Genomic DNA, 25,200 nt, shown 5'->3' on the forward strand with positions numbered 1-25,200 from the left:
TCCAACCGAGGCCACGCCTGGGGCGGCCGCGCGGCCTCACCGCGCCCGTGCGCCTGTCAGTCCCGCGCCGCGCTCTCGGGAGGCGGCAGGGCCGCGCTCTCCGCCGGCGGCAGGGCCGCGCTCTCCGCCGGCGGCAGGGCCGCGCTCTCCGCCGGCGGCAGGTGATCGAGCAGGTACCGCGTGAGGAGCTGCACCGTCGGATACTCGTACGCCAGCGTCGACGGCATCGGCTGGCCGGTGCGCGCGGACAGCTCGTGGCGCAGATCCACCGCCATGAGCGAATCCATCCCGAGCTCGCGCAGCGCGCAGTCCGGGGGGACGGCGCTCGCGTCGGGCAGCAGCAGGACCGCCGCCACGTCGGCCCGCACGGCGGCCTCGACCTCCGCCGTGCGCGCCTCGACGGGGAGCTCCCTCAGCCGCTCGACCCATGCCGTCGTCCCCTGCGGCGCTGCCCCGTCGGAGCTCGCGCCGTCCGCCGCCGCCGCGCCGGCGCCGTTCACGGCCGCCGCGTCGGCCGCCGCCGCGCCCGCGCCGTTCAACGCCCCGTCGCCCGGCGCCACGTCATCGGCAGGGAGCGCCGCGCCGGAATGGGGATGCGCCGGCGCTGCGGCGCGGCGCGGCGACCGCGCCTCGGGAGAGGGGCTGAGCCAGTACCGCTGTCGCTGCCAGGGATAGGTCGGCAGCGAGGCGACGCGCCCTCTCGGATAGAGCCGCCGGAAATCCACCGCGGCCCCGCAGGCGTACAGCGCGCCCACCGATTGCATCAGGCACCGGAGCTCGTCCTTCCCCCGGCGGAGCGTGGGGATCGCGTGGCCCTCGATCGCCGACGCGGCGATGCACCGCTCCAGGTTGCTGGCGAGCACCGGCTGCGGGGCCACCTCCAGGAAGGCGCGGTGCTGCTCGCCGATCGCGGCGTCGACGGCGCGGGCGAGCTGCACCGGCTCGCGCATGTTCCGCGCCCAGTACACCGCGTCGAGCTCCGCGCCGGACACCCGCGCTCCGGTCACGGTGCTGTACATCGGCAGCGCCGCGCGCCGCCGCGCGATCGGCCCGAGCGCCGCGATGAGCTCCCCCGCGAGCGGCGTCATCTGGTGAGAGTGGAACGCGTAGGCGACGTTCAGGAAGCGGCACGCGACGCCCTGCCGCCCGAGGCGCTCCACGATCTCGGCGAGCGCGGGCGCCTCGCCCGAGAGCACCACCGAGCCAGGATCGTTGATCGCGGCGATGCAGAGCCTCTCCTCGAGCCCCTCGAGCGCGCGGGCCGCCTCCGCGGCGCCCAGCGCCACGGAGGCCATCTTGCCGCCGCCTGTGGCTCGCTGCATGACGCGCCCGCGGATCACCGCGAGGCGGGCCGCCTCCTCGACGCTGAGGACGCCGGCCACGTGCGCGGCGGCGATCTCTCCGACGCTGTGCCCGAGGACCGCGTCGGGCGTGACGCCCCAGGAGGCCAGCAGCGCCGAGAGCGCCACCTGGACGCCGGCGATCGCCGGCTGGACCACCTCGGTCTCGTCGAGGCGAGCGCTCGCCTCCGGGGCGGCGAGCTCGCTCGCGACCGAGAACGGCGCGTGCTGCTTCACGGCGGCGTCGAACGCCTCGAGCGCCGCCCGGAAGACAGGCTCTTCCGCGAGGAGCCCGCGCCCCATGCCCACCCACTGCGAGCCCTGCCCCGAGAACACGAACGCGAGCCGGGTCCGCGACGCCGGGTTGGCGCGACCCTTCACGATCCCGGGGCGCGACGAACCGGAGGCGAGCGCGCCGAGCGCGTCGGCCAGCTCCTCCGTGGAGCGGGCCACGACCGCCGCGCGGTGCTCGTGGTGGCTCCGCCGGACCGCCGCCGTGGCGGCGATGTCGTGCAGGCTCACGGCGCCGTCGCGCGGCGCCTCGGCGAGGTGGCGATGGTACGCCTGCGCCAGCGCGGCGAGCGCGCCCGGGGTGCGGGCCGACAGGGGCACCACGACCGCGGCGCGCCGCTCGCCGGCGTCGGGGGCCGCGGCGGGACGGGGCGCCTCCTCCAGCACGACGTGGGCGTTGGTGCCGCTCAGCCCGAACGAGCTCACGCCGGCGATGCGCGCCTTGCCCCCCGCCGCCCAGGGCAGGTTCTCGGAGGGGATGACGAACGGGGTCCCGGTGAGATCGATCCTCGGGTTCAGCGTCCTGTAATGCTGGTTGGCGGGGATGACCCCGTGCTCCAGCGCGAGCACCGCCTTGATCAGCCCGGCGACCCCCGCGGCCGCCTCCAGGTGCCCGATGTTCGATTTGACCGCCCCGAGCGCGCAGACCGAGCCGTCTTCCCGGGGCTGCCCGAGCACGCCGGCGAGCGCCTCCACCTCGATCGGATCGCCCAGCGAGGTCCCTGTCCCGTGGGTCTCGACGTACCCGACCTCCGCGGGCGAGACGCGGGCGCTCTGCAGCGCCTGCCGGAGCATCGCCTGCTGGGCGAGGAAGTTCGGGGCGGTGAGCCCGGTGGAGCGGCCGTCCTGGTTCACGGCCGAGCCGCGGATCAGCGCGAGGACGCGATCGCCGTCCGACAGCGCGTCGGAGAGGCGCTTCAGCACCACGATGCCGCACCCCTCGCCGCGCACGAAGCCGTTCGCCCGCGCGTCGAACGTCTTGCAGCGCCCGTCGGGCGAGAGCGCCTGGAGCTGGGCGATGAGCCGCGTGGTGAGCCGCGAGAGGATGAGGTTGACCCCGCCCGCGAGCGCGAGCGAGCTCTCCCCGCTGCGCAGGCTCTGGCAGGCGAGGTGGACCGCGACGAGCGACGACGAGCACGCCGTGTCCACGGCCATGCTCGGCCCCTCCAGCCCGAGGACATAGGAAAGCCGCCCGGGGGGGAAGCAGTGGCCGTTGCCCGTGGCGGCGTACGCGTCCTGCTCCTCCAGCGCCGCGGTGGCGCTGAGCAGCTGGTAGTCGTTGGTGGTGATGCCGACGAAGACGCCGGTGCGCGACCCCGCCAGCCGATCGGCGGCGACGCCGGCGTGCTCGAGCGCCTCCCACGCGACCTCGAGGAGCAGCCGCTGCTGCGGGTCCATCTTCACCGCCTCGCGCGGCGAGATCCCGAAGAACTGCGCGTCGAACCGGTCGACCTCCTTCAGGAAGGCCCCCCAGGGCAGGACCTCGTCGCCGGGCGGGACGAGCGCGGCGTCGAGCGCGAAGCGCTCCGGCGGCGCCTCGGACACGGCGTCGACGCCCGCCTCGAGCAGGCGGAAGTAGCTCGCGGGATCGTCCGCGCCGCCGGGGAAGCGGCACCCCATGCCGATGATCGCGATCGGCTCGGTCCGCTGCCGCTCCTGCGCGCGGAGCTTGGCCTCGAGCTCCTTGATGGCAGCCGCCGCCTTGAGCAGGCGGGACAGGTAATCGGCTTCGTTCACGACGGTCGTGCTCATGGCGTCTCGCTCCCCGGGATCTCATCCCGCCGGTCGTTCACTCGGTTCAGCGACTCATCGAGCAGCGCGAAGATCTCCTCCCTGCTGAGCTGCGCTTCGGGCGCAGCGCCGTCGCTCGACGCGCGCTCGTCGGCAGACGGCGGCGGCGGCGCCGACGGGGCCGGCAGCGCCATCCGGTCGAGCAGGTGCTGCGCCAGCGACGCCACCGTGGGGTACGCGAACAGCAGCGCGACCGAGAGCCTCACCCCGAGGCTCGCCTCGAGGCGGTTGCGCAGCTCGAGGCCCATGAGCGAGTCGACGCCCAGGCTGCTGAACGTCGCCGCCCCGTCGATCATGGACGCGCGGAGGTGGATGACGCGCCCGAGCTCCTCCTTGAGGTGCTCTTCCAGCAGCCGCGAGCGCTCCCCGGGCTCCGCCTCGATCAGCGCCTCGCGCAGGCGCGGCGCGCGGCTCGCCTCGGGCGCGCCGCGCCGCTCCTCGCGCCGCAGCGCCGACAGGAAGGGAGCGCCCGCCGCGCTCGGATAGAACTCGAGCCACTGGCGCAGATCCAGCCTGAGCACCGCGATCTGCGGCGGCGCGCCCGCGAGCAGCCGCCCCAGCACCTCGAGCCCCTGCGCCGGCGTGATGGCGCCGATGCCGCGGTGCGAGAGGCGGTCCCCGAGCCCTCGCCGCGCGACACCGCCCGCCTCGGAGAACATCCCCCAGTCGATGGCCAGCGCCGGGAGGCCGAGCGCGCGGCGGTGGTGCGCGAGCGCGTCGAGGAACGCGTTCGCCGCGGCGTAGCTGCCCTGCCCGGAGGGCCCGAGCAGCGCGGCGGCGGACGAGTACATCACGAAGAAGTCGAGCGCGCGGGCGCGCGTCGCCTCGTGCAGGAGCCACGCGCCCTGCACCTTGGGCGCCATCACGCGCCGGAAGCGCTCGGCGTCGAGCGAGAGCGCCGTGCTGTCCTCGAGCACCATGGCCGCGTGCACGACCCCGCGGAGCGGGGGCAGCTGCGCGTCGATCTCGGCGAGCACCCGGGCCACGTCGTCGGGCCGCGACACGTCGCCCTGGAGCGCCAGCACCCGGGCCCCCCTCTCCTGCATGGCGGCGATCGCCGCCCGGGCTGCCTCCGGCGCGCCGCTGCGGCCGACCAGCGCGAGGTGGCGGGCGCCCTGCGCGACGAGCCACTCCGCGAGGCCGAGCCCGAGGCCCCCGAGCCCGCCGGCGATCAGGTACGTCCCGTCGGCGCGCACGACCGGCTGCACGGGCGCCGCGCCGGCGCCGCGCTGCGCCGCGCGGCCGCACGCCGCGAAGGAGCTCCTCGCCAGGCGCGCCACGTACCGGCCGTCCGCGCGCAGCGCGACCTGGTCCTCCCCGTCGTCCGAGGTGATCGCCCCGAGGAGCGCGCGCGCGGCCTCCTCGCCGGTCCAGGCCGGGTCGATGTCCACGCGCGCGCAGCCGAGCTCCGGGTGCTCCATGGCCAGGGTGCGCCCGAGCCCCCAGAGCGGCGCCTGCGCGACGGACAGCGGCGACCCCTGGACGCCCGCGGGCTGCGCCCCCCGCGTGACGAGCCACGCCGGCGGCGGGTCGCGCCACCGGCGCTGGAGGAGCGCCTGCGCCAGGTGGAGCGCGCTGAGGCTCCCCAGGCGCTGATCCGCCTCCAGCGTCGCCGCGGTCGTCGCCTCCGCCGCGGTCGCGTCCAGGCTCCACAGGTGCACCACCCCGCGGCACGCCGCCTCGCCGCCGAGCGCGCCGTCGAGCAGCGCGCGGTAGGCCTCGGGGTCCGCCGGGTCCACCTCGAACAGGGCCGGCTCGATCTGGCGGTACCGCGCGCCCGGGACGACCCTGGCGCACGCCTCCCCTCGCCGCTCCAGCAGCGACGCCAGCGCCGCGCCCGCCCCGCCGCGGTCCATGAAGATCAACCAGACGCCCTGGGACGCAGCGGCAGGGGTCACCGGCGGCTCAGGGAGATCGCCGGCGCGGCGCCACTCGAGCGCGTGCAGCCAGTCCTCCGCCGGGTGTCGCGCCGGATGGCGCCCGAGCAGCGCGCCGGCCGAGAGCCGCTGCACGCGGAGCCCCCGGACCTCGGCGACGACCAGCCCGTCGTCCTGGAGGATCTGCAGATCGCCCGCGGGCAGCCCGAGCTCCCCCGCCTCGAGCGGGCGCAGGCGCGCGTGCACCCACGCGTGCCGGGCGGGGCTCCGGAAGACCCGTACGAGCTCGATCCCCACCGAGACGAGCGCGCCGTCGCCCGCGCGCGCCGCGTCCTCGGAGAGGAACAGCTGCGCCAGCACCTGGAAGCAGGCGTCCAGGAAGGCGGGGTGGAGCCGGTGCGCGGCGGCCTCTGCCGCCACCGCGTCAGGCGCGCTCACCCGGCCGAGCGCCTCGCGCGCGCCGAGCCACAGCTGCTCCACGCCGCGGAACGCCTCGCCGAAGTCGACCGAGATCGCGCTCATCCGCCGGTAGTGCTCGGCGGCCGAGATGGACGTCGCGCACCGCGCTTGAACGTCGCGGAGGTCGCGGACGCCGCTCGCCGCCTCGCCCGGCGGCGCGGCCGCGGCGCCGTGGGACGGCTGCGGCCGCACGCTCCCGGCGGCGTGCCGCGTCCACCCGCCGCCCTCGTCGTCGCGCGTGAAGACCTGGAACGAGGCGCGGCCCTCGACCTCCTCGGCGAGCGCGACCTGGACCGATCGCGCGCCCGCCTCGGGGAAGGCCAGCATGCGGTCGAACGTGACCTCCTCGATCGCGTGGGCCCCCGCGCCGTGGACCTCGGCCGCCGCGGCGAGCGCCATCTCGATGTAGGCCGTCCCGGGCAGGACGATCTCGCCCTCGACCCGGTGGTCCGCCAGGTAGGAAAGCGCCCCCTCAGGGCGTAGGTCTCGCTCCCAGAATCGCGTGCCGGGCTGGGTGGCGACGGAGAACGAGGCGCCGAGGAGCGGATGAGCCCCCGCCTCGCCGCGCGCCTGCCGCGGCCTCCGGGGCGCGCTCGAGGGCCGCGCGCCGGCGTCGATCCAGTGCCGCTCGCGCTCGAACGGGTAGGTCGGCAGCGGGACGCAGCGGCCGCGCTCGGGGAAGAGGCGCGCCCACGCCACCGGGCAGCCGCGCGCGTGGAGCGCCGCGAGCGACTCCAGCAGCACGCGCCGCGACCCCTGCTCCCGGCGCAGCGACGGCACCGCCGCCCCCTCGTGGCCGCCGTGGCGCAGCCCTTCCTCGACCGCGGGGAGCAGGACGGGGTGCGGGCTCATCTCGACGAAGAGCGCGTGGCCGCCCTCGAGCAGCCGCTCCACCGCCTGGGAGAACAGCACGGGCGCCCTCAGGTTCCGCGCCCAGTAGCCGGCGTCGAGCGCCTCCTCGTCGCACGAGCCGCCGGTCACCGTCGACAGCATCGCGACGCGGGGCCGCCCCGGCGCGAGCTCGCGGAGCGCCTCGAGGAGCTCCCCGCGGAGCGGATCCACCTGGGGGCTGTGCGAGGCCACGTCCACCTTGATCCGCCGGCAGAAGACGCCTTGCTCCGTGAGCGCCGCGAGCACCTCGTCCAGCGCCTCCGGCGCCCCTGCGAGCACCGTGGATCTCGGGCTGTTGCTCGCCGCGACCGACAGGCTGTCCCGGTGGCGGGCGATCGCCGCCTCGGCCTCGTCGAACGGCAGCTCCACGACGGCCATCGCGCCGCGCCCGCTCACCTGCCGCAGGAGCCGGCTCCGGCGGCAGATGACCCGCGCCGCGTCGTCCAGGCTCAGCGCCCCGGCGACGTGCGCGGCCGCCACCTCGCCCATGCTGTGGCCGACCACCGCGTCGGGCTCCACGCCCCACGACCGCCACAGCGCCGCGAGCGCGACGCCCATGGCGAACAGCGCCGGCTGGACGACGTCGATCTGCCCGAGCCGCGAGCGGCCCTCGTCCGCGTGGAGCTCGTCGAGCAGCGACCACCCGGCCTCGCGCCGGATCGCCGCGTCGCACGCCTCGATCGCCTCGCGGAACACCGCTTCGCTCGCGAGCAGATCGCGCCCCATCCCGAGCCACTGGGAGCCCTGGCCGGGGAACACGAACACAACCTTCGGCCGCCGCTCCGCGCTGGGGTGGCCCGGGGCGAGCCCCGCGGGCTCCTCGCCGGCCGCGAGGGCGTCGAGCCGCTCGCAAAGCTCCTCCCGCGAGCGCGCCACCACCGCCGCGCGGTGCTCGTGGTGGCCGCGCCGCACCGCCGCGGTGTAGGCGATGTCCCGGAGCGACCATGCCGCCGCGCGCGAGGAGCGGTCAGCAAGGAAGCTCCGGTACGACCGCGCCAGCGCGAGGAGCGCCGCCGGGCTGCGCGCGGAGAGCGGGACGATGACCGCGGCCTCGTCGCCCGCGGCCTCGTCGCCCGCGGCCCCGTCGCTCACGGTCCCGTCGCTCGCGGCCCCGCCGCTCGCGGTCCCGTCGGCCGGCGCGCGCGGCGCCTCTTCCAGCACGGCGTGCGCGTTGGTCCCGCTCATCCCGAACGAGCTCACCCCTGCCAGGCGCCGCCGCGCCCCCGGCCGCCACGGGACGGGCTCGGTCGGGATGACGAACGGCGATTTGTCGAGCGATATCCGTGGGTTGAGCGACTTGAAGTGCAGGTTGGCCGGGATCTGCTCGTGCTGCAGCGCGAGCACCACCTTGATGACGCTCGCGATCCCGGCCGCCGCCTCGAGGTGACCGATGTTGGTCTTCACCGCCCCGAGGACGCAGGTGGAGCCGTCCTCGCGCGGCGCCCCGAGCACGTCGGTCAGCGCCTCCATCTCGACCGGATCGCCGAGCGGCGTCCCGGTCCCGTGCGCCTCGACGTACCCGAGGTCCGGGGCGGAGATGCCGGCGCTCTCCAGCGCCTGCCGCAGGAGGGCCTTCTGGGCGAGGACGCTCGGCGCGGTCAGCCCCGTGGAGCGGCCGTCCTGGTTCACGGCCGAGCCGCGGATCACCGCGAGCACGGGGTCGCCGTCGGCGACGGCGTCCGAGAGCCGCTTCAGCACGACGACCCCGCAGCCCTCGCCCCGCACGAAGCCGTTCGCCTGGGCGTCGAACGTCTTGCACCGCCCGTCGACGGAGAGGGCCTGCGACGCGGCGAGCGCCTGCGTCACCCACGGCGTGAGCATGAGGTTCACCCCGCCCGCCACCGCGAGCGAGCTCTCGCCGCTGCGCAGGCTCTGGCAGGCGAGGTGGACCGCGACGAGCGACGACGAGCACGCCGTGTCCACGGCCATGCTCGGCCCCTGCAGCCCGAGGACGTAGGACAGCCGCCCGGGCGGGAAGCAGTGCCCGTTGCCCGTGATCGCGTACATGTCCGGCGCGACGCCCTCCAGCGTGCCGAGCCGGTCGTAGTCGGTCACCACGACGCCCATGAACACGGCGCTCCGCGTGCCCACGAGCCGCTCCGGCGGCTGCCCCGCGCGCTCCAGCGCCTCCCAGGTCACCTCGAGCAGGAGGCGCTGCTGGGGGTCCATGCTCTTCGCCTCGCGCGGCGTGATCCCGAAGAAGCGCGCGTCGAAGAGGTCGATGTCCTTCAGGAACGCCCCCCAGCGCGCCGCGCGCTCCTCCGCCGCGCCGGCGCCGTCCCCCAGCGGCTCGAGCGGCCACCGCGACGCCGGGACCTCGGTGATCGCGTCCCGCCCCTGCTCGAGCAGCTCCCAGAACGCCTCCGGGCTCGCCGCGCCGGGGAAGCGGCACGCCATCCCGACGATCGCGATCGGCTCGGTCTTCGCCCGCGTCTCCGCGTCGAGCTTCGCCTGGAGCTTCTTGATGGCGATGAGCGCCTGCTTGATCGCCGGCGTGGACTCGCTGCTCATCGGTCGACCCCTCCCGTGATGGCCGCGATGCTCTCGAGCAGCAGCCGCTCGGCCCTCCGGCTCGACATGGCCGCGACCTCTTCACGGATGCTCGACGACAGCGGCGGCGGGATGCTCCCCGGAGCGCGCTGCGACTCCGCCCGCGCCTGATCGGGCGCGAGCCCGAGCTGACGCAGGATGTAGTCGCCGAGCGAGGCCACGTCGCTGTAGGTGAACAGCAGCGCGGCCGAGAGCTGGAGGCCTGTGCTCGACTCGAGCCGGTTCCGGAGCTCGAGGGCGAGCAGGGAGTCGAGGCCGAGGCTCTTGAACGGCGCGAGCCGGTGGATGCGCGACGCGTCCTGGCGCAGGCTCTCGCCGAGCTGCTCCCGGACGTGCTGCTCCGCCATCTCCGCGCGGCGCTCCGGACGCGCGCCCTCCAGCGCCGCGCGGAGGCGCGACGGCGCGGGCGCGGCCTCGGCCCGGCGCTCCTCGCTCCGGAGCTCCGACAGGAGCGGTGAGCCCGCCGCGCTCGGGTAGAACTCGATCCACTGGCGCAGGTTCAGGTCGAGCGCCGCCACGTGGGGCGCGCCCGCGGCGAGCGCTCGCTCCAGCACCTCCACGCCCTGCGCGGGCGTGAAGGCGCCGATCCCCTGGTGCGACCGTCGCTCGTCCGGGCGCCCGGGCGCCGCGGCGCTCTTCGCCGCTTCGCGCGCCGAGAGGTCGCCCCAGCCGATGCTCAGCGCCGGCAGCCCGCACGCTCGCCGGTGCTGGGCGAGCGCGTCGAGGAGCGCGCCCGCCGCCGCGCGGCTCGCCTGGCCCGGCGTGCCGAGCAGCGACGCGCCGGACGCGTGGAGGACGAAGACGTCCAGCCCTCGATCGAGCGTCATCGCATGGAGGTTCCAGGCCCCCTGCACCCACGGCGCCATCGCCCCGCGCAGCCGCGGCGCGTCGAGCGCCAGCACGGGCCCTTCGCCGGGCGCCTCCGCCGCGTGCACGACGCCCCGGAGCGGGAGCGCGCGCCGGTCGATCTCCGCGAGCACCCTGGCCACGTCCTCGCGCCGCGACACGTCGGCGCGCACCGGCAGCACCTCTGCGCCCGTCCCCTCGAGCGCCTCCTTCGCGCTGGCCCAGGCCGGCGCGGGCGTGTCGTCCTCGCCGACGAGCACGAGGTGGCGGGCGCCCTGCGCGGCCATCCAGGCGGCCACGGCGAGCGGGACGGCCCCGAGGCCCCCGGTGATCAGGTAGGCGCCCTCCGGGTCGAGGTGCGGGGCGTCGCGCTGCCCCTCCAGCGCGGCGCGCGACAGGCGCGCCACGTGGCGACCGCTGGCGCGGAGCGCGACGTCGGCCTCCCCCTCGTGCGACGAGAGCTCTCGCAGCAGCGCGCGCGCGTCGTCCGCGGAGCGCTCGCCGCCGCCAGCTCCGTCGAGGTCGAGGTCGACGCGCGCGCAGCCGAGCTCCGGGTGCTCCATGGCCAGGGCTCGACCGAAGCCCCAGAGCGGCGCCTGGGCCACCGACACGGCCCGAGGGGCCTCGCCCACCGCCTGCGCCCCGCGCGTCACCAGCCAGAGCTTCGGCGCGTCGCGCCACCCCATGCGCACCGCGGCCTGCGCGAGGTGCAGCGCGCCGAGCACGGAAGGCGCCTGGTCCGCGGCCAGCGTCTCCGCCGTCGTGTCGTCGGCCGCGGCCGCGTCGAGGCCCCACAGGTGCACGAGGCCGCGCGGGGACGGCTGGTCCGCGAAGGCGTCGCGGAGCGCCGCGCGCAGCGCGCCGGGCTCCGCGGGGTCGGCGCGGTACCGATCCGGCGCGAGGCGCGCGTACCGGTCGCCCGCCTCGATCTGCACGCACCGGTGGCCTCGCTGGCGCAGCAGGGCCGCCAGCGCCTCGCCCGTCCCGCCGCGGTCGGTGAGCAGCACCCAGGCGCCGGGCGGCAGGGCGCGCGCCTCCCGCTCCTCTGCCCTCGGCTCCTTCCGCCGCCACGCGACGCTGTAGAGCCACGCGTCCGCCCGCGCGCCACCGCGGCGCTGCGCGGGCGCGCGCGGCGACAGCCGCCGGACGCGCAGCCCCTGGGCCTCGACCACGGTCTGTCCGTCGTCGTCGAGCACGCGCAGGTCCCAGGCGCTCTCCTCATCAGCGTCGCTGACCGCTCCGTCGCTGACCGCTCCGGCGCGCAGCCGCGCGTGGGCCCAGAGCGCCTGCCCTGGCGCCCGGACGACGCGCAGGCGATCGAGCGCGACGAGCACCATCGCGGCGCCGCCGGACGGCGCCGGACCGGGGTCGAGGAGCCCCGCCACCGCCTGGAAGCACGCGTCGAGCACGGCGGGGTGCACCTGGTAGGCGTGCGCCTGCTCGCCCAGCGCGCCCGGGCGCCGCACCCGCGCGAGGGCCTCCCCCTGGCCGATCCAGAGCTGCTCCACGCCCCGGAAGCTCTCGCCGAACGAGAGCCCCGCGGCGCCGAGGCGCTGGTAGTGGTCGTCTCCGCTCCTCTCGCGCGAGCAACGCGCCTGGATCGCCCGCGGCGGCTCGCCTCGGTCCGCCTCGATCGAGCGCTCTCCGGATCGCCGCCGCCGCAGCCTCCCCGCGGCGTGGCGCGCCCAGGCCCCGCCCTCGCCGCTCGACACGACGAAGGCCGCCTGATCGGTGCCTTCCTCGGTGAGGACGAGCTGGACCCTCGGCCCGCCGCCCGGCGGCACGACGAGCATCCGCTCGAACGCCACGCCCTCGACCTCCAGCGCCGCGCCGCCGTGGAGCTCTGCGGCCGCCGAGAGGGCCATCTCCAGGAAGGCGGCGCCTGGCAGCACCACGTCCTGCTGCACGCGGTGATCCGACAGGTAGGCCAGCCGCTCGGTGCCCAGCTCCTGCTCCCAGAAGTGGGTCCCCGGGTGCATCGACGAGGTGAGGCGCCGGCCGAGGAGCGGGTGACCCGCCTCGTCGTCGCGCACCCGCGCCCCGGCGGCCGGCGGCGCTGCCCGGGGCGCCTCGTCGATCCAGTACCGCTCGCGCTGCCACGGATAGCTCGGCAGCCGGACGACGCGGCCGCCTCGATGGAACAGCTGCTCGAAGTCCACCGGGTGCCCGTGCGCGTACACGGACGCCAGCGACAGCAGGACCGCCCGCCGCTCGTCGTGCCCCCGGCGCAGAGACCCGAGCGCCACGCCCTCGTGCGCCCTCCCGCGCAGCCCCTCCTCGATCGCCGGCACGAGGATCGGGTGCGGGCTCATCTCCAGGAACAGCGTGTGCTCCTCGTCCGCGAGCCGCGCGACGGCCTGCGAGAAGAGCACCGGCTCCCGCAGGTTCCGGGCCCAGTACGCGGCCGTGAGCGCGGCGCCGTCGACGACCTCGCCCGTCACCGTGGAGTACACCGTCACCTGCGCGGAGGCCGGAGCGACCTCGCCCAGGGCGCCGCGGAGCTCGTCGAGGAGGGGCTCCACCTGCTGGCTGTGCGAGGCCACGTCCACCTTGACCCAGCGCCAGAACACGCCGCGCCGGTCGAGCCGGGCGACGATGTCCGCGAGCGCGTACCGATCGCCCGACAGCACCGTGGATCGCGGGCTGTTGCTCGCCGCCACCGAGACGCGGGCCTCGTGGCCGCGGAGGGCGCGGGTCGCGTCCGCGAGCGGCAGCTCGACGAGCGCCATCGCGCCCTGCGCGCTCAGCCGCCGGAGGAGCCGGCTGCGGCGGCAGATGACGCGCGCGGCGTCCTCCAGGGACAGCGCGCCCGCGACGTGCGCCGCCGCGACCTCGCCCATGCTGTGGCCCACCACGGCGTCCGGCTCGACGCCCCACGAGCGCCACAGCGCCGCGAGGGCGACCTCCACCGCGACGAGCGCGGGCTGCACCACGTCGATCTCGTGGAGCCGCGAGCGGCCCTCGTCCGCCTCGAGCTCCGCCAGCAGCGACCAGCCGAGCTCGCTCCGGATCGCCCCGTCCCAGGCCTCCAGCACGCCCCGGAAGACCGGCTCGGCGGCGGCGAGCGCGCGCCCCATCCCGACCCACTGCGAGCCCTGTCCCGGGAAGACGAAGGCGACCTTCGGCCGCTGCTCCGGGCTCCTCTGGCCGCGGGCGACGCCCTCGTGCGGCTCGCCCTGCAGCGACGCGTCGAGCAGCGCGCGCAGCTCCTCCCGCGACCGGGCCACCAGCGCGAGGCGGCAGTCGTGGTGGCCGCGCCGGGCGCCCGCGGTGTACGCGATGTCCTGGAGGCTCGGGATCGCTTCCGCCGCGCCCGCCGCACCCGCCGCCTCGTCCCGGAGGAGGTCCCGGTGCGCCGCGACCAGCGCGGCGAGCGCCTCGGGCCGGTGCGCCGACAGGGCCACGAGCTGCGGCGGCTCCTCGCCGGCCGGGTACAGCGCCTGCCAGCGCACCGGCTGCCCGGCGGCGTGGAGCGCTCCGAGCGAGTCGAGCAGCACGGCGCGCTCGTCCTCGCCGCGGCGGAGCGAGGGGAGGACGAGCGCCTGCCGGCCGGCGTGCTCGGCGCACGCCTCCAGCGCGCGCTTCAGCAGCGGGGTCGGGCTGACCTCGATGAACGTCGTGTGCCCCTCCTCCAGGAGCCGCGACACCCCGTCGCCGAAGATCACCGCGTCCGCCAGGTTCCGCGTCCAGTGCGCGGCGTCGAGCCGCTCGCCGTCGACGAGCGAGCCGGTCACGCCGGAGACGATCGGCACCGACGCCGGGCCCGGCCTCACGCCGCGCAGGCGCTCGAGCAGCTCCTCCCGGAGCGCGTCGACCTGCGGGGTGTGCGCCGCGACGTCGGCGTGGACCCGGCGGCAGAAGACGCCCTGCTGCGCCAGCGCGGCGAACAGCTCGGACAGCGCCGCCGGGTCCCCGGCCACGACCGTCGAGCTCGGGCTCTCGCGGACCGCGCGCCACAGGCGCCCCTCGTGACCGGCCAGCGCGCGGCCGGCGTCCTCCCAGGGCAGGGCCACGAGCCCCATGGCGCCGCGGCCGCGGATCTGCGCGATCACGCGCCCCTGCGTGCAGCTCACCAGCAGGGCGTCCTCCAGGCTCAGCGCGCCGGCGACGTGCGCGGCCGCGGCCTCGCCGATGCTGTGCCCCACCACGACGGCGGGCTCGATCCCCCAGGAGCGCCACAGCGCCGCGAGCGCGATCTCGACCGAGGCGATGGCCGGGCAGGACACGTCGATGTCGTCGATGCGCCCTCCGCCCCGCTGCTCCGTGAGGAGCGCGAGCAGCGACCAACCCGCGTACTGCTGGATCAGCGCGTCGCACCGCGACATGACCGCCCTGAACACGGGCTCGCGGTGGAGGAGCGCCCGGCCCATGCCGGCCCACTGCGAGCCCTGGCCGGGGAACACGAAGACGGGCTTCCCGCGCGGCTCCGGGGCCACCTCGCCCGCCGAGAGCCCGGGCCTCGCCTCGCCCGCGAGGAACCCCTCGAGCAGCCGCCGGAGCTCCTCGCGGGAGCGGACCGTCGCCGCGAGCCGGTGCGGCGCTCCGCCCGCCCGCGCCGCCGCCGCGCGGCACAGCGCCGACAGCGGCGCGGGCTCGCCCGGCGCCGCGACGTGGTCCACGACCTGGGCCACGACCTGGGCGAGGACATCCCGGGCGAGCGACCGCAGGGCCTCCGGGCTCCCGGCGGAGAGCGGGAGCAGCTCCGCCGGCGGCGCCCAGGGCGCCTCGAGCACGGCGTGGCAGTTCGTCCCGCCGAAGCCGAACGCGCTGATCCCCGCCGTCCCGGGCCGGTCCGGCGCGGGCCACGGGCCGAGCGCGCGCGGCACGTCGAGGCGCAGCTCGGCGAAGGGGATATACGGGTTGGGCGTCTCGAAATGGAGGCTCGGCGGCAGCTCCCGGTGCTTCAGGGAGAGCGCCACCTTGATGACGCCGGCCACGCCCGACGCGGCCTCGAGGTGCCCGATGTTGGTCTTCACCGATCCGACGAGCAGCGGTTTGCCGACGGGCCGCGCCGACCGCGCCGCGCCGAGCACCGCGCCGAGCGCCCTGGCCTCGATCGGATCGCCGAGCAGGGTCCCGGTGCCGTGCGCCTCGACGTAATCGACGGCGGCGGGATCCACGCCGGCCCGCGCGTAGGCCGCCCGCAGCACGGCCTCCTGGGCGGCGGGGCTCGGCGCGGTGAGGCCGTTGCTCGCCCCATCGTTGTTGACCGCGCTGCCGCGGATCACGCAGTAGATGGGGTCGCCGTCCGCGATGGCGCGCGCGAGCGGCTTGAGGACGATCACGCCCCCTCCCTCGCCTCGGACGTACCCGCTCGCGCGCGCGTCGAACGTGAAGCACCGCCCCTGCGTGGACAGCGCGCCGAACTTCGACACCCCCACCGTGCTCTCCGGGATGATGTTCAGGTTCACGCCGCCGGCGAGGGCGAGCGCCGATTCGCCCCGGCGGAGGCTCTCGCAGGCGAGGTGCATCGCCACGAGGGACGATGAGCACGCGGTGTCCACGGCGAGGCTCGGCCCCTCCAGGCCGAGCACGTACGAGACGCGGTTGGCCACGATGCTGTGGTGGAACCCCGTCACCGTGTGCTGGGCCAGGGCCCCGAGCCCGCCGCGGTGGACCAGCGTGGCGTAATCGGTCCAGGCCACGCCGAAGAAAACGCCAGTCCGGCTGCCCTTGAGCGCCCCGGCGACGAGCCCCGCGTCCTCCAGCGCCTCCCAGGCCAGCTCCAGCATGAGCCGCTGCTGGGGGTCCATGTGGATCGCCTCCCGCGGCGAGATCCCGAAGAACTGCGGCTCGAACTCGTCAATCCGGTCCAGGAAGCCGCCCCAGCGGGTATTCATCTTTCCTGGCGCCGAGGGATCGGGGTGGAACAGCGCATCCGGATCCCACCGCGACCGCGGCGCCTCCTGGATCGCGTCGACCCCGCCGCGGAGGAGCCGCCAGTAATCGCCCGGGCCCGCGGCTCCGGGGAAGCGGCAGGCCACGCCGACGATCGCAATGGGCTCGTCCTCATTATAAGGAAGGCCCGCGTTCACCGTCGGGCGCTCCGGCGCCGCCGGGCCGGCGAGGTGGCGCGCCAGGGCCTCCGGGGTCGGGTGCTCCCAGATCAAGGTGGGCGACAGCGGTCGGCCGAGCATCTGAGAGAGCTCGGCGACGAGCCCCGCGGCGCCCTGCGAGTCGACGCCATGACGACTGAACCGCTCATGGACATCCACGGTCCGCGGATCGGCGCCCCTCGCGGCCGCGAGGCGGCGGACGAGCCAGTCCCGGATGTGCTCCGCTGTGCGGGCCACACTGTGTGCGTACATGTGATTGCCTCGGCTATCGGGCAGCAGGTGGATGATGGATGATCGGCGCAGGAATCCCGGACGACGAATCCAGGCGGCGGGTGACAGGGCCAGCTCCCCGGAGGGCGCCTCGCCTCAGCGCCGCCCGATGGTCACCCCCCCCACAGTCGTCGCCTCAACCAATATCTTGTCTCATCAGCGAGGCTTTCGCCACCTCGAGATGATTCGATGCGCACATGGACACATGCATTCAAGGAAGCGCGCTTGGCGCTCGTCGGACCCTTGTGAAATGCGCTTAACAGACGCAACCGTGGGTGTCTTTTGCCTGACGGGCCGCTGCTCGAGAATTCAGGGACCGAGTCGAGGCGCGGCGCTCGCGTCGCCTCGAACGGTTCGAGGTCGACCAGCGGCGATCGCACGATTTTGGCGACGCGGGGCGCGCGCTATCTCTGCCGAGCGGCTATCGACCGAGGCGGTGGGGCGTTCAGCCGGTCTGGCCCGGAGATGCGTGGACCGACGCAGAACGCGGGACGGCGTTCATTTCGCCGGTCAGCCAGCAGGCGAGTGAGCCCCTTGGCGACAGACGACGGCGACGCCGATGCTCGCTCGCAGGCTACAGCGACGTGGTAAATGTCCACCCGAGAGCAGGCGTGGAAGCGCCCTTTCGGGACCGGCAGCAGCGCGGCGCCGGCGCTCGCATGCATGTGACAACTCCGTGACAGAACCCGGCCCGACGCCGATCGCTCGTCATGTGGCGAGCGACGGCGCCCCTGGCTTCGGTGCGAGCTCGCCGCCGGCGCTGGGTGTGCCCCGGCCCGCGGCCGGCTTGCTCGCGCTCGTCGCGCCCTGGAGCGCATAGGCGATGCCGTTCGCCAGCGTACCCAGTGTGATGATTCCGTCCAGCTTGGCTTCCAGGTGTACGAGTGTCTGTGCCACGGCCGGGCTGATGCCCGTGAGCACCACGCGAGCGCCGAGCAGCCGCGCCGCTCGGGCGGCGCTGACGAGCGCATTGGCGACCTGGGTGTCGACGACGCGGACGCCGGTGATGTCGAGGATGGCGGTGTGGGCGCTCTGCTTGGCGATCCCGTCGAGCAGCGTCTCCAGGATCTCGTGGGCCCGCACGCTGTCGATGGTGCCCACGAGGGGCATCGCCATCACCCCCGGCGCGAGCGGCACGAGGGGCGTCGACAGCTCGCGGATCGCCGCCTGTTGCGCCCTGATCACCTGCTCCTTCATCGCGAGGCGCTCGAACTCGACGCGCTTCATGTCGGTGATGTCCCGGATGAAGGCGCCGACGCCGAGCGGCGCGCCCTTCGTGTTGTAGATGGGGAATTTGACGCAGTAGAAGTACCGCTGTCCGTCCGAGTACGTCAGCTCATGCTCGTACTCGAGCGGCTTGCCGGTGGAGAGGACCTGGTGCTCTTCCGCGATCATCTTGTCGGCGACCTCGTGCGGGAACAGGTCCCTCTCGCTGCGGCCGATGATCTCGTCAGGGCTCTTGTTCTGATACTGCGCCCCGAGCTTGCTGATCGCTACATAGCGGTGGTCGAGGTCCTTGATGAAGAAGATGTTCGGCACATAGCTCACGAGCGCCAGCAGATAGTCATAGCTATGCTGCCCGGCGCTCTCGGCGACGACCGGCTCCAGGCCGGCGGGCGAGGCGGCCTGGCTCGGCGCCGCTTCGAGCTCCGCCACGCGGGCGCGCAGGCGTGCGATCTCGGCCTTGAGCTCGTCCACGGACTCCCCCGCCGCGCTCGACCCCGCGGAAGGATCGGGAGCACCCGCTGCTGACTCCGCACGCTGCCCAAACGGCTCTCCTGTCATCGCCGAGCTCTCCCGTCCGTCCATACGTAGCGCGGAGGGCAGCGGAGGAGCAAGGCCCCTCATTACACTTCATCGCGCTTACCTCGACGCCCCACCTGATACACACGCGCTCCGGGATTGCACGCGGGACTCGATCTGGAGCGCAGGCAGGCTGAGCAGCCCGGGGGCTCCGCAGCGCCGGCCTGGCCGCCAGACACGATCCGGCAACACACGGCCAGCGCCGGGGAAATGGCGTCTGGCGCGCTCGGCGTCTCGGTGCATCGCGATCCGGGAGCAAGCCCGACTACCTGTGCGCAACCCGTGAGTGGAATTTTATAGCTCCATGCGCCGGATGTCCGTGACGGCGTACCTCACTCTCCGTGCAGAAAGGGGACGCGAGACGGGCCCGCCCTCGTCTTGGCCGCTCTCTCGTCGCGGGAGAGCGCCGTCGCGCGAGGGCGACGGGTCAGCGGCGAGATCGCGGGCGCATGGGTCTCCACGGAGCGAGGAAGGCGGGCGAGCGCCCCCGCGGACATCGGCTGAAGCGGTCGGGTGACCCGGTGTCCTGGATTGCGGTCGATGCCGGCCCGACGGGACCGGCGACCATCCGGGAGAGAGGCGGAGCGCGCTCCGGGAGCGAGCGCGGCGGCCTCACTCGTCGATGACGAACTCCACGCGTCGGTTCTTCGCCCGGCTCGCGTCGTCGTCGCCCTCCGCGAGCGGCCTGTCCGGGCCAAAGCCCTCCGCCGTGAGCCGGCCGGGGCTGACGCCCTTCTGGATGAGGTAGTTCCGGACCGTGTCCGCGCGCTGCTGGCTCAGCTCGAGGTTCAGCTCGCGCGTGCCGGTCTCGTCGGTGTGCCCCTCGACCCTCACCCGCTCGATCTCAGGGTTCGCCTTCATGACGAGCGCCACCTGGTCGAGCGTCTTGTACGACTCCGGCTCGAGCTCGGCCGACCCGGTACGGAAGCGGATCGTGTCCCGCATCACGAACTCGCCCTGCTCGTACGTGACCTGCGGATCGCCCTTGTCCGGGCAGCCGTCGTCGTCCTTGACGCCGTTGATCGTCTCTTTCTCGTCCGGGCACTCGTCGTCCGAGTTCGGCACGCCGTCATGATCGTCGTCGGCGTCCTCCTCGGGGCAGCCGTCGCTGTCGTAGTCGCCGTCGCGATCCTCGGGGACGTCGGGGCACTGGTCGCGCTCGTCGTCGACGCCGTCGTGGTCGCCGTCGTGCGAGGTCGGCGTGTACTTCACGCCCGCGAACGCGCGGAAGATCGGCACGCCGTACCCTGCCAGCGCGCCGATGCCCGGGCCCGCGACGATCTCCCACTCCTCGCTCGGGTTGATCTTCACGTAGCCGAGCGCCTCGAGCGGCGTCTCCTCCACCGCCATGTCGTCCGCGGCGAGGCCGATGCCGCCGTTCGCCTCGGCGCCGATCTCGACCTTCCCTTCGATGCCGCCGAAGCGGTAGCCGAGCGCCGCGGCGTACGTCAGCTCGCTCGCCGCCTCGACGTTCGCGTACGTCGTCTCCTCGCGGATCGCGACGCCCGCGTTGACGCCGAAGCGCAGCCCGGGCGCGAAGCGGTGATCGAGCACGATGCGCGGCCAGAACACGACGTTGCGCGCGCCGCCCGAGAAGTCGCCCGTGTGCGTGGGCACGCGCAGCTCGGCCACGAGGGCGAGGCCGATGGAGTCGCGGTCGTCGAGCAGGCGCAGCTTCGGCACGAGCCGGATGTCGCCGAGGCCCCCGAACGACGGCGAGCCCTCGCCCGACTGCGCGAGGAAGAACGGGATGTCGAGGCCGAGCGCGAACGGCTCGGCGATCGTGACCGAGGCCATCAGGTCGGCGCCCAGGCGGCCGCTCACGATCTGGCGCCGCAGGTCGCCGTCGCCCGTCGCGACGATGAGCGGGTTGCGCGCGTAGTTGAGGAGCAGCCCGATCTCCCAGGGGTCCGCGGGCTCGCGGACGCCGGAGCCCTCGGTGACGACGAAGGCGTCGTGCGTGACGGCGGGCTTGAAGCGCTCGATGTCGATGTCCGTCTCCTGCGCCGACGCGCTCGTCGCGGCGGCGAGGACGGTGCAGGCGATGGCGGCGATGATCGGTGCGCGCATGGGTCTCCTCTTCATCGGTCAGCCCCGGCTCCGCGGCGCGGGCGCCGGCGGAAGGCGAGCGCGAGCCCGCCCACGGCGAGCAGCGAGAGGGCGCCCCCGCCGAAGGGCGCGGGCCCGGAGGTGCAGGCGCAGGCGCCGCCCTGGACAGCGTCGCCCGCCTCGAGGTCCGGCTCGCCGGGCCCGCCCGCGCCGCTCGACGCCGCGCCCTCGACGCAGCGCCCGGTCGGCGCGCAGCGCTCGTCCGCGCCGCACTGGACGCCGCCCAGCGAGCACGGACCGCACTGCCCGTCCAGGCACACGAGGTCGCCGCATTCATCGTTCGACGTGCAGGTCCCCGACGGCGTGGGGACGCACCGGTAGTCGGGCGAGCAGTCCTCGTCCGCGTCGCAGTCGGCGTCGTCGGTGCACGACACGGGCAGCACGCAGTCGCCCTCGACGCACACGCCCGCGCCGGCGCAGTCCGCGTCGCGGGTGCAGCCCGAGGGCGGCACGATCACGTCGGGCACGCGATCGTCGTCCGAGTCGCCGGCCACGCACGGGGCGGAGATGCCGATGTCGAGATCGCCCGGCCCGACGCCCGCCGCGTCGGTGACCGACCGGAAGTACAGGTTCGCCTCGCACGCCGCGCTGACGCCCGCGATGGCGAGATCGATCGATCCCTGCGCGTACCCGCGCCTCGCGTCGCCGAGCAGCAGCGGGTCGACGTCGGTCCCGGCCTCGGTCGCGACCTGCATCTCGTTGACGGTGACGGGCTCATAGGTCCCCGACGCGGCCGCGAAAGACCAGACCCCCGAGAGCGTGCCGTCGCCCTTCACGCCGAGCACGACCTCGTAGCCGCCCATCGACTCGTCGGCCGTGAAGCGCGCGTCGATCTCCGGCGCCTGGGCCGTGCCGCCGGTCCCCCGGTTCTTGTCGGCGTCGATGAACACGAAGAGCGTGACCTCGGCGCCGATCGCGGTCGTCTCCGACACGTACCCGCGCGCCCAGAGCCGCCCGGCATCGGCGATCGCGTAGGCGGCGCGGAAGTCGATCGACCGCTCCGGCTGCGCGAAGGTCGCCTCGCCGTCGCCCGCGACGTCCTCCTCGCCGTACGGCCAGCGCGGCTCCCCGGTCTGGTCGATCGCGACGATCTCGTCGAGCACCGGCGTCGTCCGCCCGCCGGTCCACGTCTGAGCGGCCGAGCTCTTCGGGACGAGCGCGACGGCGAGCGCCGCGCCCAGAGCCAGCGGCGCCGCGAACGAGCGCCCCCTCACCCACCCCTCTGTGTGATGTGCCATGGCGGCGAGCATCCTCGCACAGGTCGCTGCAACCCTTGCAAATGAAAGGCGATTTGCGCCCATGGTGCGCAGGGGTACGCCCCCGCGATGGAGCGCGTTTCGCGGCCGTGGTGCAGGAGACCGAGCGCTCCCGTTTTTCGTGACCGCCCTCTCGCCGCGACCTCCGGCGCGCTCACCGCCGCTTGGCCACGGCCGCGGTTTCTGTAACTGTCCCGCGGTCAGTTATGCGCCGCCGCGCCGACCTGTGCTCGGGCGCTCCGAGGTCGCGGGACCCGGCCGCGCGAGGTGAAGCCCTCTTCCACCGAGCGCCGAGGAGACCCGATGCACTGCACCGTCCAGAAACACCGCCCCGGAGCGTTCCGGGTGGCCTGCCTGCTGCTTGGATCGCTCGTCGCTGCGTGCTCGGGAGAAGGCCCGGCGCCGCTCGAGGGCAGCGCGTTCGACGTCGAGCGCTACGACCTCCGGGGCGAGTTCGACTGGGAGCGCAGCCGCCTCGTCGCGACGCTCGGCATCACGCTGTCGCTCACGGGGGACGGCCCGCGGAGCGTCGTGCTCGACAGCGCCGTCGCCGAGGTGAAGGAGGTCCGGCAGCAGGGCGGCGGCGCGCTCCCGCACGCGATCGATCCGTCGCGCCGCGCGCTCGCGATCGACCTCTCGAGCCTGCCCGGGGCGGCGCGCGGCGAGCCGATCGCGATCGAGATCGACTACGAGGCGCTCTCCGGCGAAGCGCTCCGCGCGGTGCCGGCGCGCCTCGGCGATCCGGTCGCCGTGCGCGCCGTCTACACGGTGTCCGAGCCGCTCGGCGCGTCGTGGTGGATGCCCTGCCACGACGCGCCCGCGGACCGGGCCCTGTTCTCTGTGTCCATGCGCGTCGACGGCGGCGAGGCGATGATCGCGAACGGCGATCTCGTGGTCGACGAGCACCTCGGCGCCGCGGGTCACCTCGTCCGTTACGAGACCGACTACCCGCTGCCGACGTACCTCATGGCGTTCGCGATCGGCGATTTCGAGGTCGAGCGCGGGGCGAAGGGCGACCTCCCGATCGCGATCTGGCGTCGCCGCGGGCTGCAAGGCGATCACGGCGAGATGGTCGACGAGCTCGCGCGCGCGATCGGCCGCTTCGAGGAGCTGCTCGGGCCGTACCCCTTCGAGAAGTACGCGCTCGTGCTCCTGCCGGACTTCTCGGCGGGGGGCGTCGAGCACGCGAGCATCAGCTTCCAGCGCGAGGAGCGGAGCACGCAGCCTGCGCTCGCCTCCGATCTCCTGCTCACGACGCACGAGCTCGCGCACCAGTGGTTCGGCGACCTCGTGACGGTGGAGACCTGGGACGACCTCTGGATCAAGGAGGGCATGGCGACGCTGCTCGAGCAGGAGGGCGTGCGCGTCTACACGGACGAGAGCTGCGCGGGGACGCTGAACGGCGACGAGCTCGGTCTTCAGGGGGGCGACGCAGTCCGCGATCTGGCGCTCGCGCCGGACGACAAGTACACGAGCGGCCCCTACGGCCGCGCGGCCTGGCTGCTCACCCAGATCCGCAGCCTCACCGGCGAGGAGGCGTTCTGGTCGGCGCTCCGCGGCGTCCTCGAGGCGCACCGCTTCGGCAGCATCGGCACGGACGAGTTCCTCGACGCCTTCGCGCCGGCGCTCGGCCCGGAGGCGACGGCCCGCGCGCGGCGCGCGGTCGCGGCGAGGGAGCTCCCGTCGCTCGCGGTCGAGGCCGCGCCCTCCGGCGGGGCGTTCGTGACGCTGCGCGACCCCGAGGGCGCGCTCGTCGCGCCCCTGGAGCTCGCGTGGTTCGCCGGGGATGGCCTCGCCCGCGTGCAGACGCTCGCGCCGGGCGAGCGCGTCGAGGTCGCGCCCGCGCGTCCTTCCGAGCTCCTCGTCGTTGACCCGCAAGATCGCCACCCCGAGTGGGCCTTCCTCGGCGCCGAGCGCGACCTCGAGGCCTACGCGGCGCTCGTCGCCCCGCTCCGCGTGCCGTCCGATCCTGACGGCGTCTCGCGCTTCCTCGACCTCGCGGGCGCGCACCAGCTCGCCGCGCTCCAGGACGGCCTGCCCGAGGGGCTCGTCCCCGATCAGCTCGATGCCTTCGTGGGCGACCTCGACGGCGAGGCGGCCAGGGCCGTGGCGCTCGCGGCGGCGTGCGACGCCGCGGGCGCGCCGGGCCTCGACGTCGAGGTCCGCGACGCGTGGTCGCGCGTGCTCACCGGCGCGCTCACCGCCGCGCCGTACAGCTACGGCCTCGATTACGTCGCCAGCTACGCCGCCTGCGATGCCGTCCTGTCGCCCGAGGCGCTGTTCGCCGAGGACTGGGCCGCGCTCGAGGCGGGGCTCGCGTCGGGCGGCGTCTCGGACGCGCGGCTCCTGTTCCTCTCCAAGTTCAGGTTGCCGCCCGAGCGCGCGCTCCTCGCGTGGGGGAAGGTCGCGCTGGCGTCGTCTTCGGTGCGCGCCCGCGTGCTCGCGATCCGGCACCTCACGGCGTACCTCGACGGGCTCGACCCTGCTGCCCTCCCCGAGTGGCGTGCCTTCTTCGCCGGCGTGCTCGGCGCGACCGACGTCGCCGACGTCCTCGGCGCGGATCTCCGCGCCGTGGTCGCCTCGGCCGCGCCTGCGGCGGCGGGCAACGCGGACGCGCTGGCGGGTCTGACTCGCGTGCTCCGCTCGCCCGCTGCCCGCTCGGTCCATTCCGCTGCCGTCTGCGCGGCGTTCGCGCTGACGGCCGGTGACGGGCCGGCCTTCGCCCGGTTCGTCGCCGGCCTCGATGGCGCGGAGCTGACCGCGCCTGCCGCCGCCCTGCTGCGTTCTCCTGCCCACTGCCGCTGAAGCCCTCTTGGCGACAGGGCGTCTCGCCCGGTCAACCTTGCTTCGTGCGGGGCGACCTGCGCGATGCGCGATAGCTGCGCGCTGCTATGCTCGCCTGCCCATGTCGGAGCTCATTCAACTTCTTCGCCAGAACGCCCCGGTGGCCCGCCTCGCCGAGCACCTTGACGGGTTGACGCACGACGAGCGCCTCCGCGCCCTGTCGACGACGACCCGCGCGGATCAGCGCGCGCTCTATGCCGCCGCGGGCCAGGCCCCGGCGCTCACGCTCGACTTCTTCGTCCCGGACGGCACCCCGCGCCGGGTGGGAGTTCATCACAAGGGGAGGAACACCCTTCCTCTTCCCTCGCCGTTTCGTTTCTTCGAGAAGCGCTTTGCTCTCCCGGAGGACGGCAGCGCTCGTCTCTTTGGTTACAACGAGGGGCTCACGCGTTCCTGGGTTGGCCCGGGGTTCTTCGTCGCGGTTCCGACGGCGGGCAATCCGTCCTGGCAGGAGCGTGGTGCGGTCGTGATCGACTACTTCCAGGTCCCTGACGGCCCGGTGCCTCCCGGCTGGCCTCCTGTCGTCCCGAACAGCAAGGGTCTCCAATCCGTCGTTTACGACGGAACGCGTGACTTCATGCGTCGTCTCTCGAGGGACGTCTCCATCGGCGCCGCGTACAAGGGCGAGAAGCCCCTCGATCACTACTTCACGCTCTGCCGCGAGCCCTCCGCCGCCTAGCGCGGCAGTCCCCGCAGGCGCGCGTAGACGGACTCCTTCTCGCGTGGTTGGCGGCTGGTGTCTGAAACTCCACCGTAGGCCCGCGGGGAGGGGGCCCTTCGCTGTCTGAACCAACTCCACCGTAGGCCTGCGGGGAGG

Annotated in this window: 8 protein-coding genes; 2 read left to right on the top strand and 6 right to left on the bottom strand. The window is 74.8% G+C overall.

Annotated elements, in window-relative coordinates; all coding sequences use genetic code 11:
- Nucleotides 1-56: 56 nt before the first annotated feature.
- The 6 genes from WME85_RS36885 to WME85_RS36910 all read right to left on the bottom strand — a co-directional run bounded on the left by WME85_RS36885 (nt 57) and on the right by WME85_RS36910 (nt 21,521).
- The gene (locus WME85_RS36885) at nt 57-3,383 is read right to left on the bottom strand and encodes a type I polyketide synthase (RefSeq protein WP_437827766.1); all 3,327 of its coding nucleotides are present in this window, start codon (nt 3,381-3,383) and stop codon (nt 57-59) included.
- Nucleotides 3,380-9,160, bottom strand: coding sequence for an SDR family NAD(P)-dependent oxidoreductase (locus tag WME85_RS36890; protein ID WP_437827767.1), 5,781 nt, complete (start codon nt 9,158-9,160; stop codon nt 3,380-3,382). The genes WME85_RS36885 and WME85_RS36890 overlap by 4 nt, the downstream gene beginning before the upstream one ends.
- Nucleotides 9,157-16,353 carry an acyltransferase domain-containing protein gene (locus WME85_RS36895; RefSeq protein ID WP_437827768.1) on the bottom strand — a complete coding sequence of 2,399 codons (7,197 nt, stop codon included), beginning with the start codon at nt 16,351-16,353 and terminating at the stop codon, nt 9,157-9,159. The genes WME85_RS36890 and WME85_RS36895 overlap by 4 nt, the downstream gene beginning before the upstream one ends.
- A gap of 726 nt (nt 16,354-17,079) precedes the next feature.
- Nucleotides 17,080-18,069 carry a PAS domain-containing protein gene (locus WME85_RS36900; RefSeq protein WP_437827769.1) on the bottom strand — a complete coding sequence of 330 codons (990 nt, stop codon included), beginning with the start codon at nt 18,067-18,069 and terminating at the stop codon, nt 17,080-17,082.
- 717 nt (nt 18,070-18,786) lie between these two features.
- Complete coding sequence (locus tag WME85_RS36905) at nt 18,787-20,244, bottom strand: OmpA family protein (RefSeq protein WP_437827770.1); 1,458 nt, start codon at nt 20,242-20,244, stop codon at nt 18,787-18,789.
- A gap of 11 nt (nt 20,245-20,255) precedes the next feature.
- A complete protein-coding gene (locus WME85_RS36910) occupies nt 20,256-21,521 on the bottom strand; it encodes an MYXO-CTERM sorting domain-containing protein (protein WP_437827771.1) in 1,266 nt (421 codons plus the stop codon).
- Between the two features lie 321 nt (nt 21,522-21,842).
- Here WME85_RS36910 and WME85_RS36915 point away from each other — a divergent pair, with 321 nt between their 5' ends.
- Both WME85_RS36915 and WME85_RS36920 read left to right on the top strand, forming a co-directional pair.
- On the top strand, nt 21,843-24,344 hold the full coding sequence (locus tag WME85_RS36915) for a M1 family metallopeptidase (RefSeq protein ID WP_437827772.1): 2,502 nt from the start codon (nt 21,843-21,845) through the stop codon (nt 24,342-24,344).
- A 100-nt stretch (nt 24,345-24,444) separates the two neighbouring features.
- Nucleotides 24,445-25,062, top strand: coding sequence for a hypothetical protein (locus tag WME85_RS36920; RefSeq protein WP_437827773.1), 618 nt, complete (start codon nt 24,445-24,447; stop codon nt 25,060-25,062).
- Nucleotides 25,063-25,200: the final 138 nt, after the last annotated feature.

It is taken from the genome of Sorangium sp. So ce1153 (assembly GCF_051521595.1).
Lineage (GTDB): Bacteria > Myxococcota_A > Polyangia > Polyangiales > Polyangiaceae > Sorangium.

Excerpts from the sequence above, each read along its gene's own strand:
- WME85_RS36905 (WP_437827770.1), bottom strand. The coding sequence starts at position 20,244 with ATGCGCGCACCGATCATCGCCGCCATCGCCTGCACCGTCCTCGCCGCC.
- WME85_RS36920 (WP_437827773.1), top strand. The coding sequence starts at position 24,445 with ATGTCGGAGCTCATTCAACTTCTTCGCCAGAACGCCCCGGTGGCCCGC.
- WME85_RS36890 (WP_437827767.1), bottom strand. The coding sequence starts at position 9,160 with ATGAGCAGCGAGTCCACGCCGGCGATCAAGCAGGCGCTCATCGCCATC.
- WME85_RS36895 (WP_437827768.1), bottom strand. The coding sequence starts at position 16,353 with ATGTACGCACACAGTGTGGCCCGCACAGCGGAGCACATCCGGGACTGG.
- WME85_RS36915 (WP_437827772.1), top strand. The coding sequence starts at position 21,843 with ATGCACTGCACCGTCCAGAAACACCGCCCCGGAGCGTTCCGGGTGGCC.
- WME85_RS36910 (WP_437827771.1), bottom strand. The coding sequence starts at position 21,521 with ATGGCACATCACACAGAGGGGTGGGTGAGGGGGCGCTCGTTCGCGGCG.
- WME85_RS36885 (WP_437827766.1), bottom strand. The coding sequence starts at position 3,383 with ATGAGCACGACCGTCGTGAACGAAGCCGATTACCTGTCCCGCCTGCTC.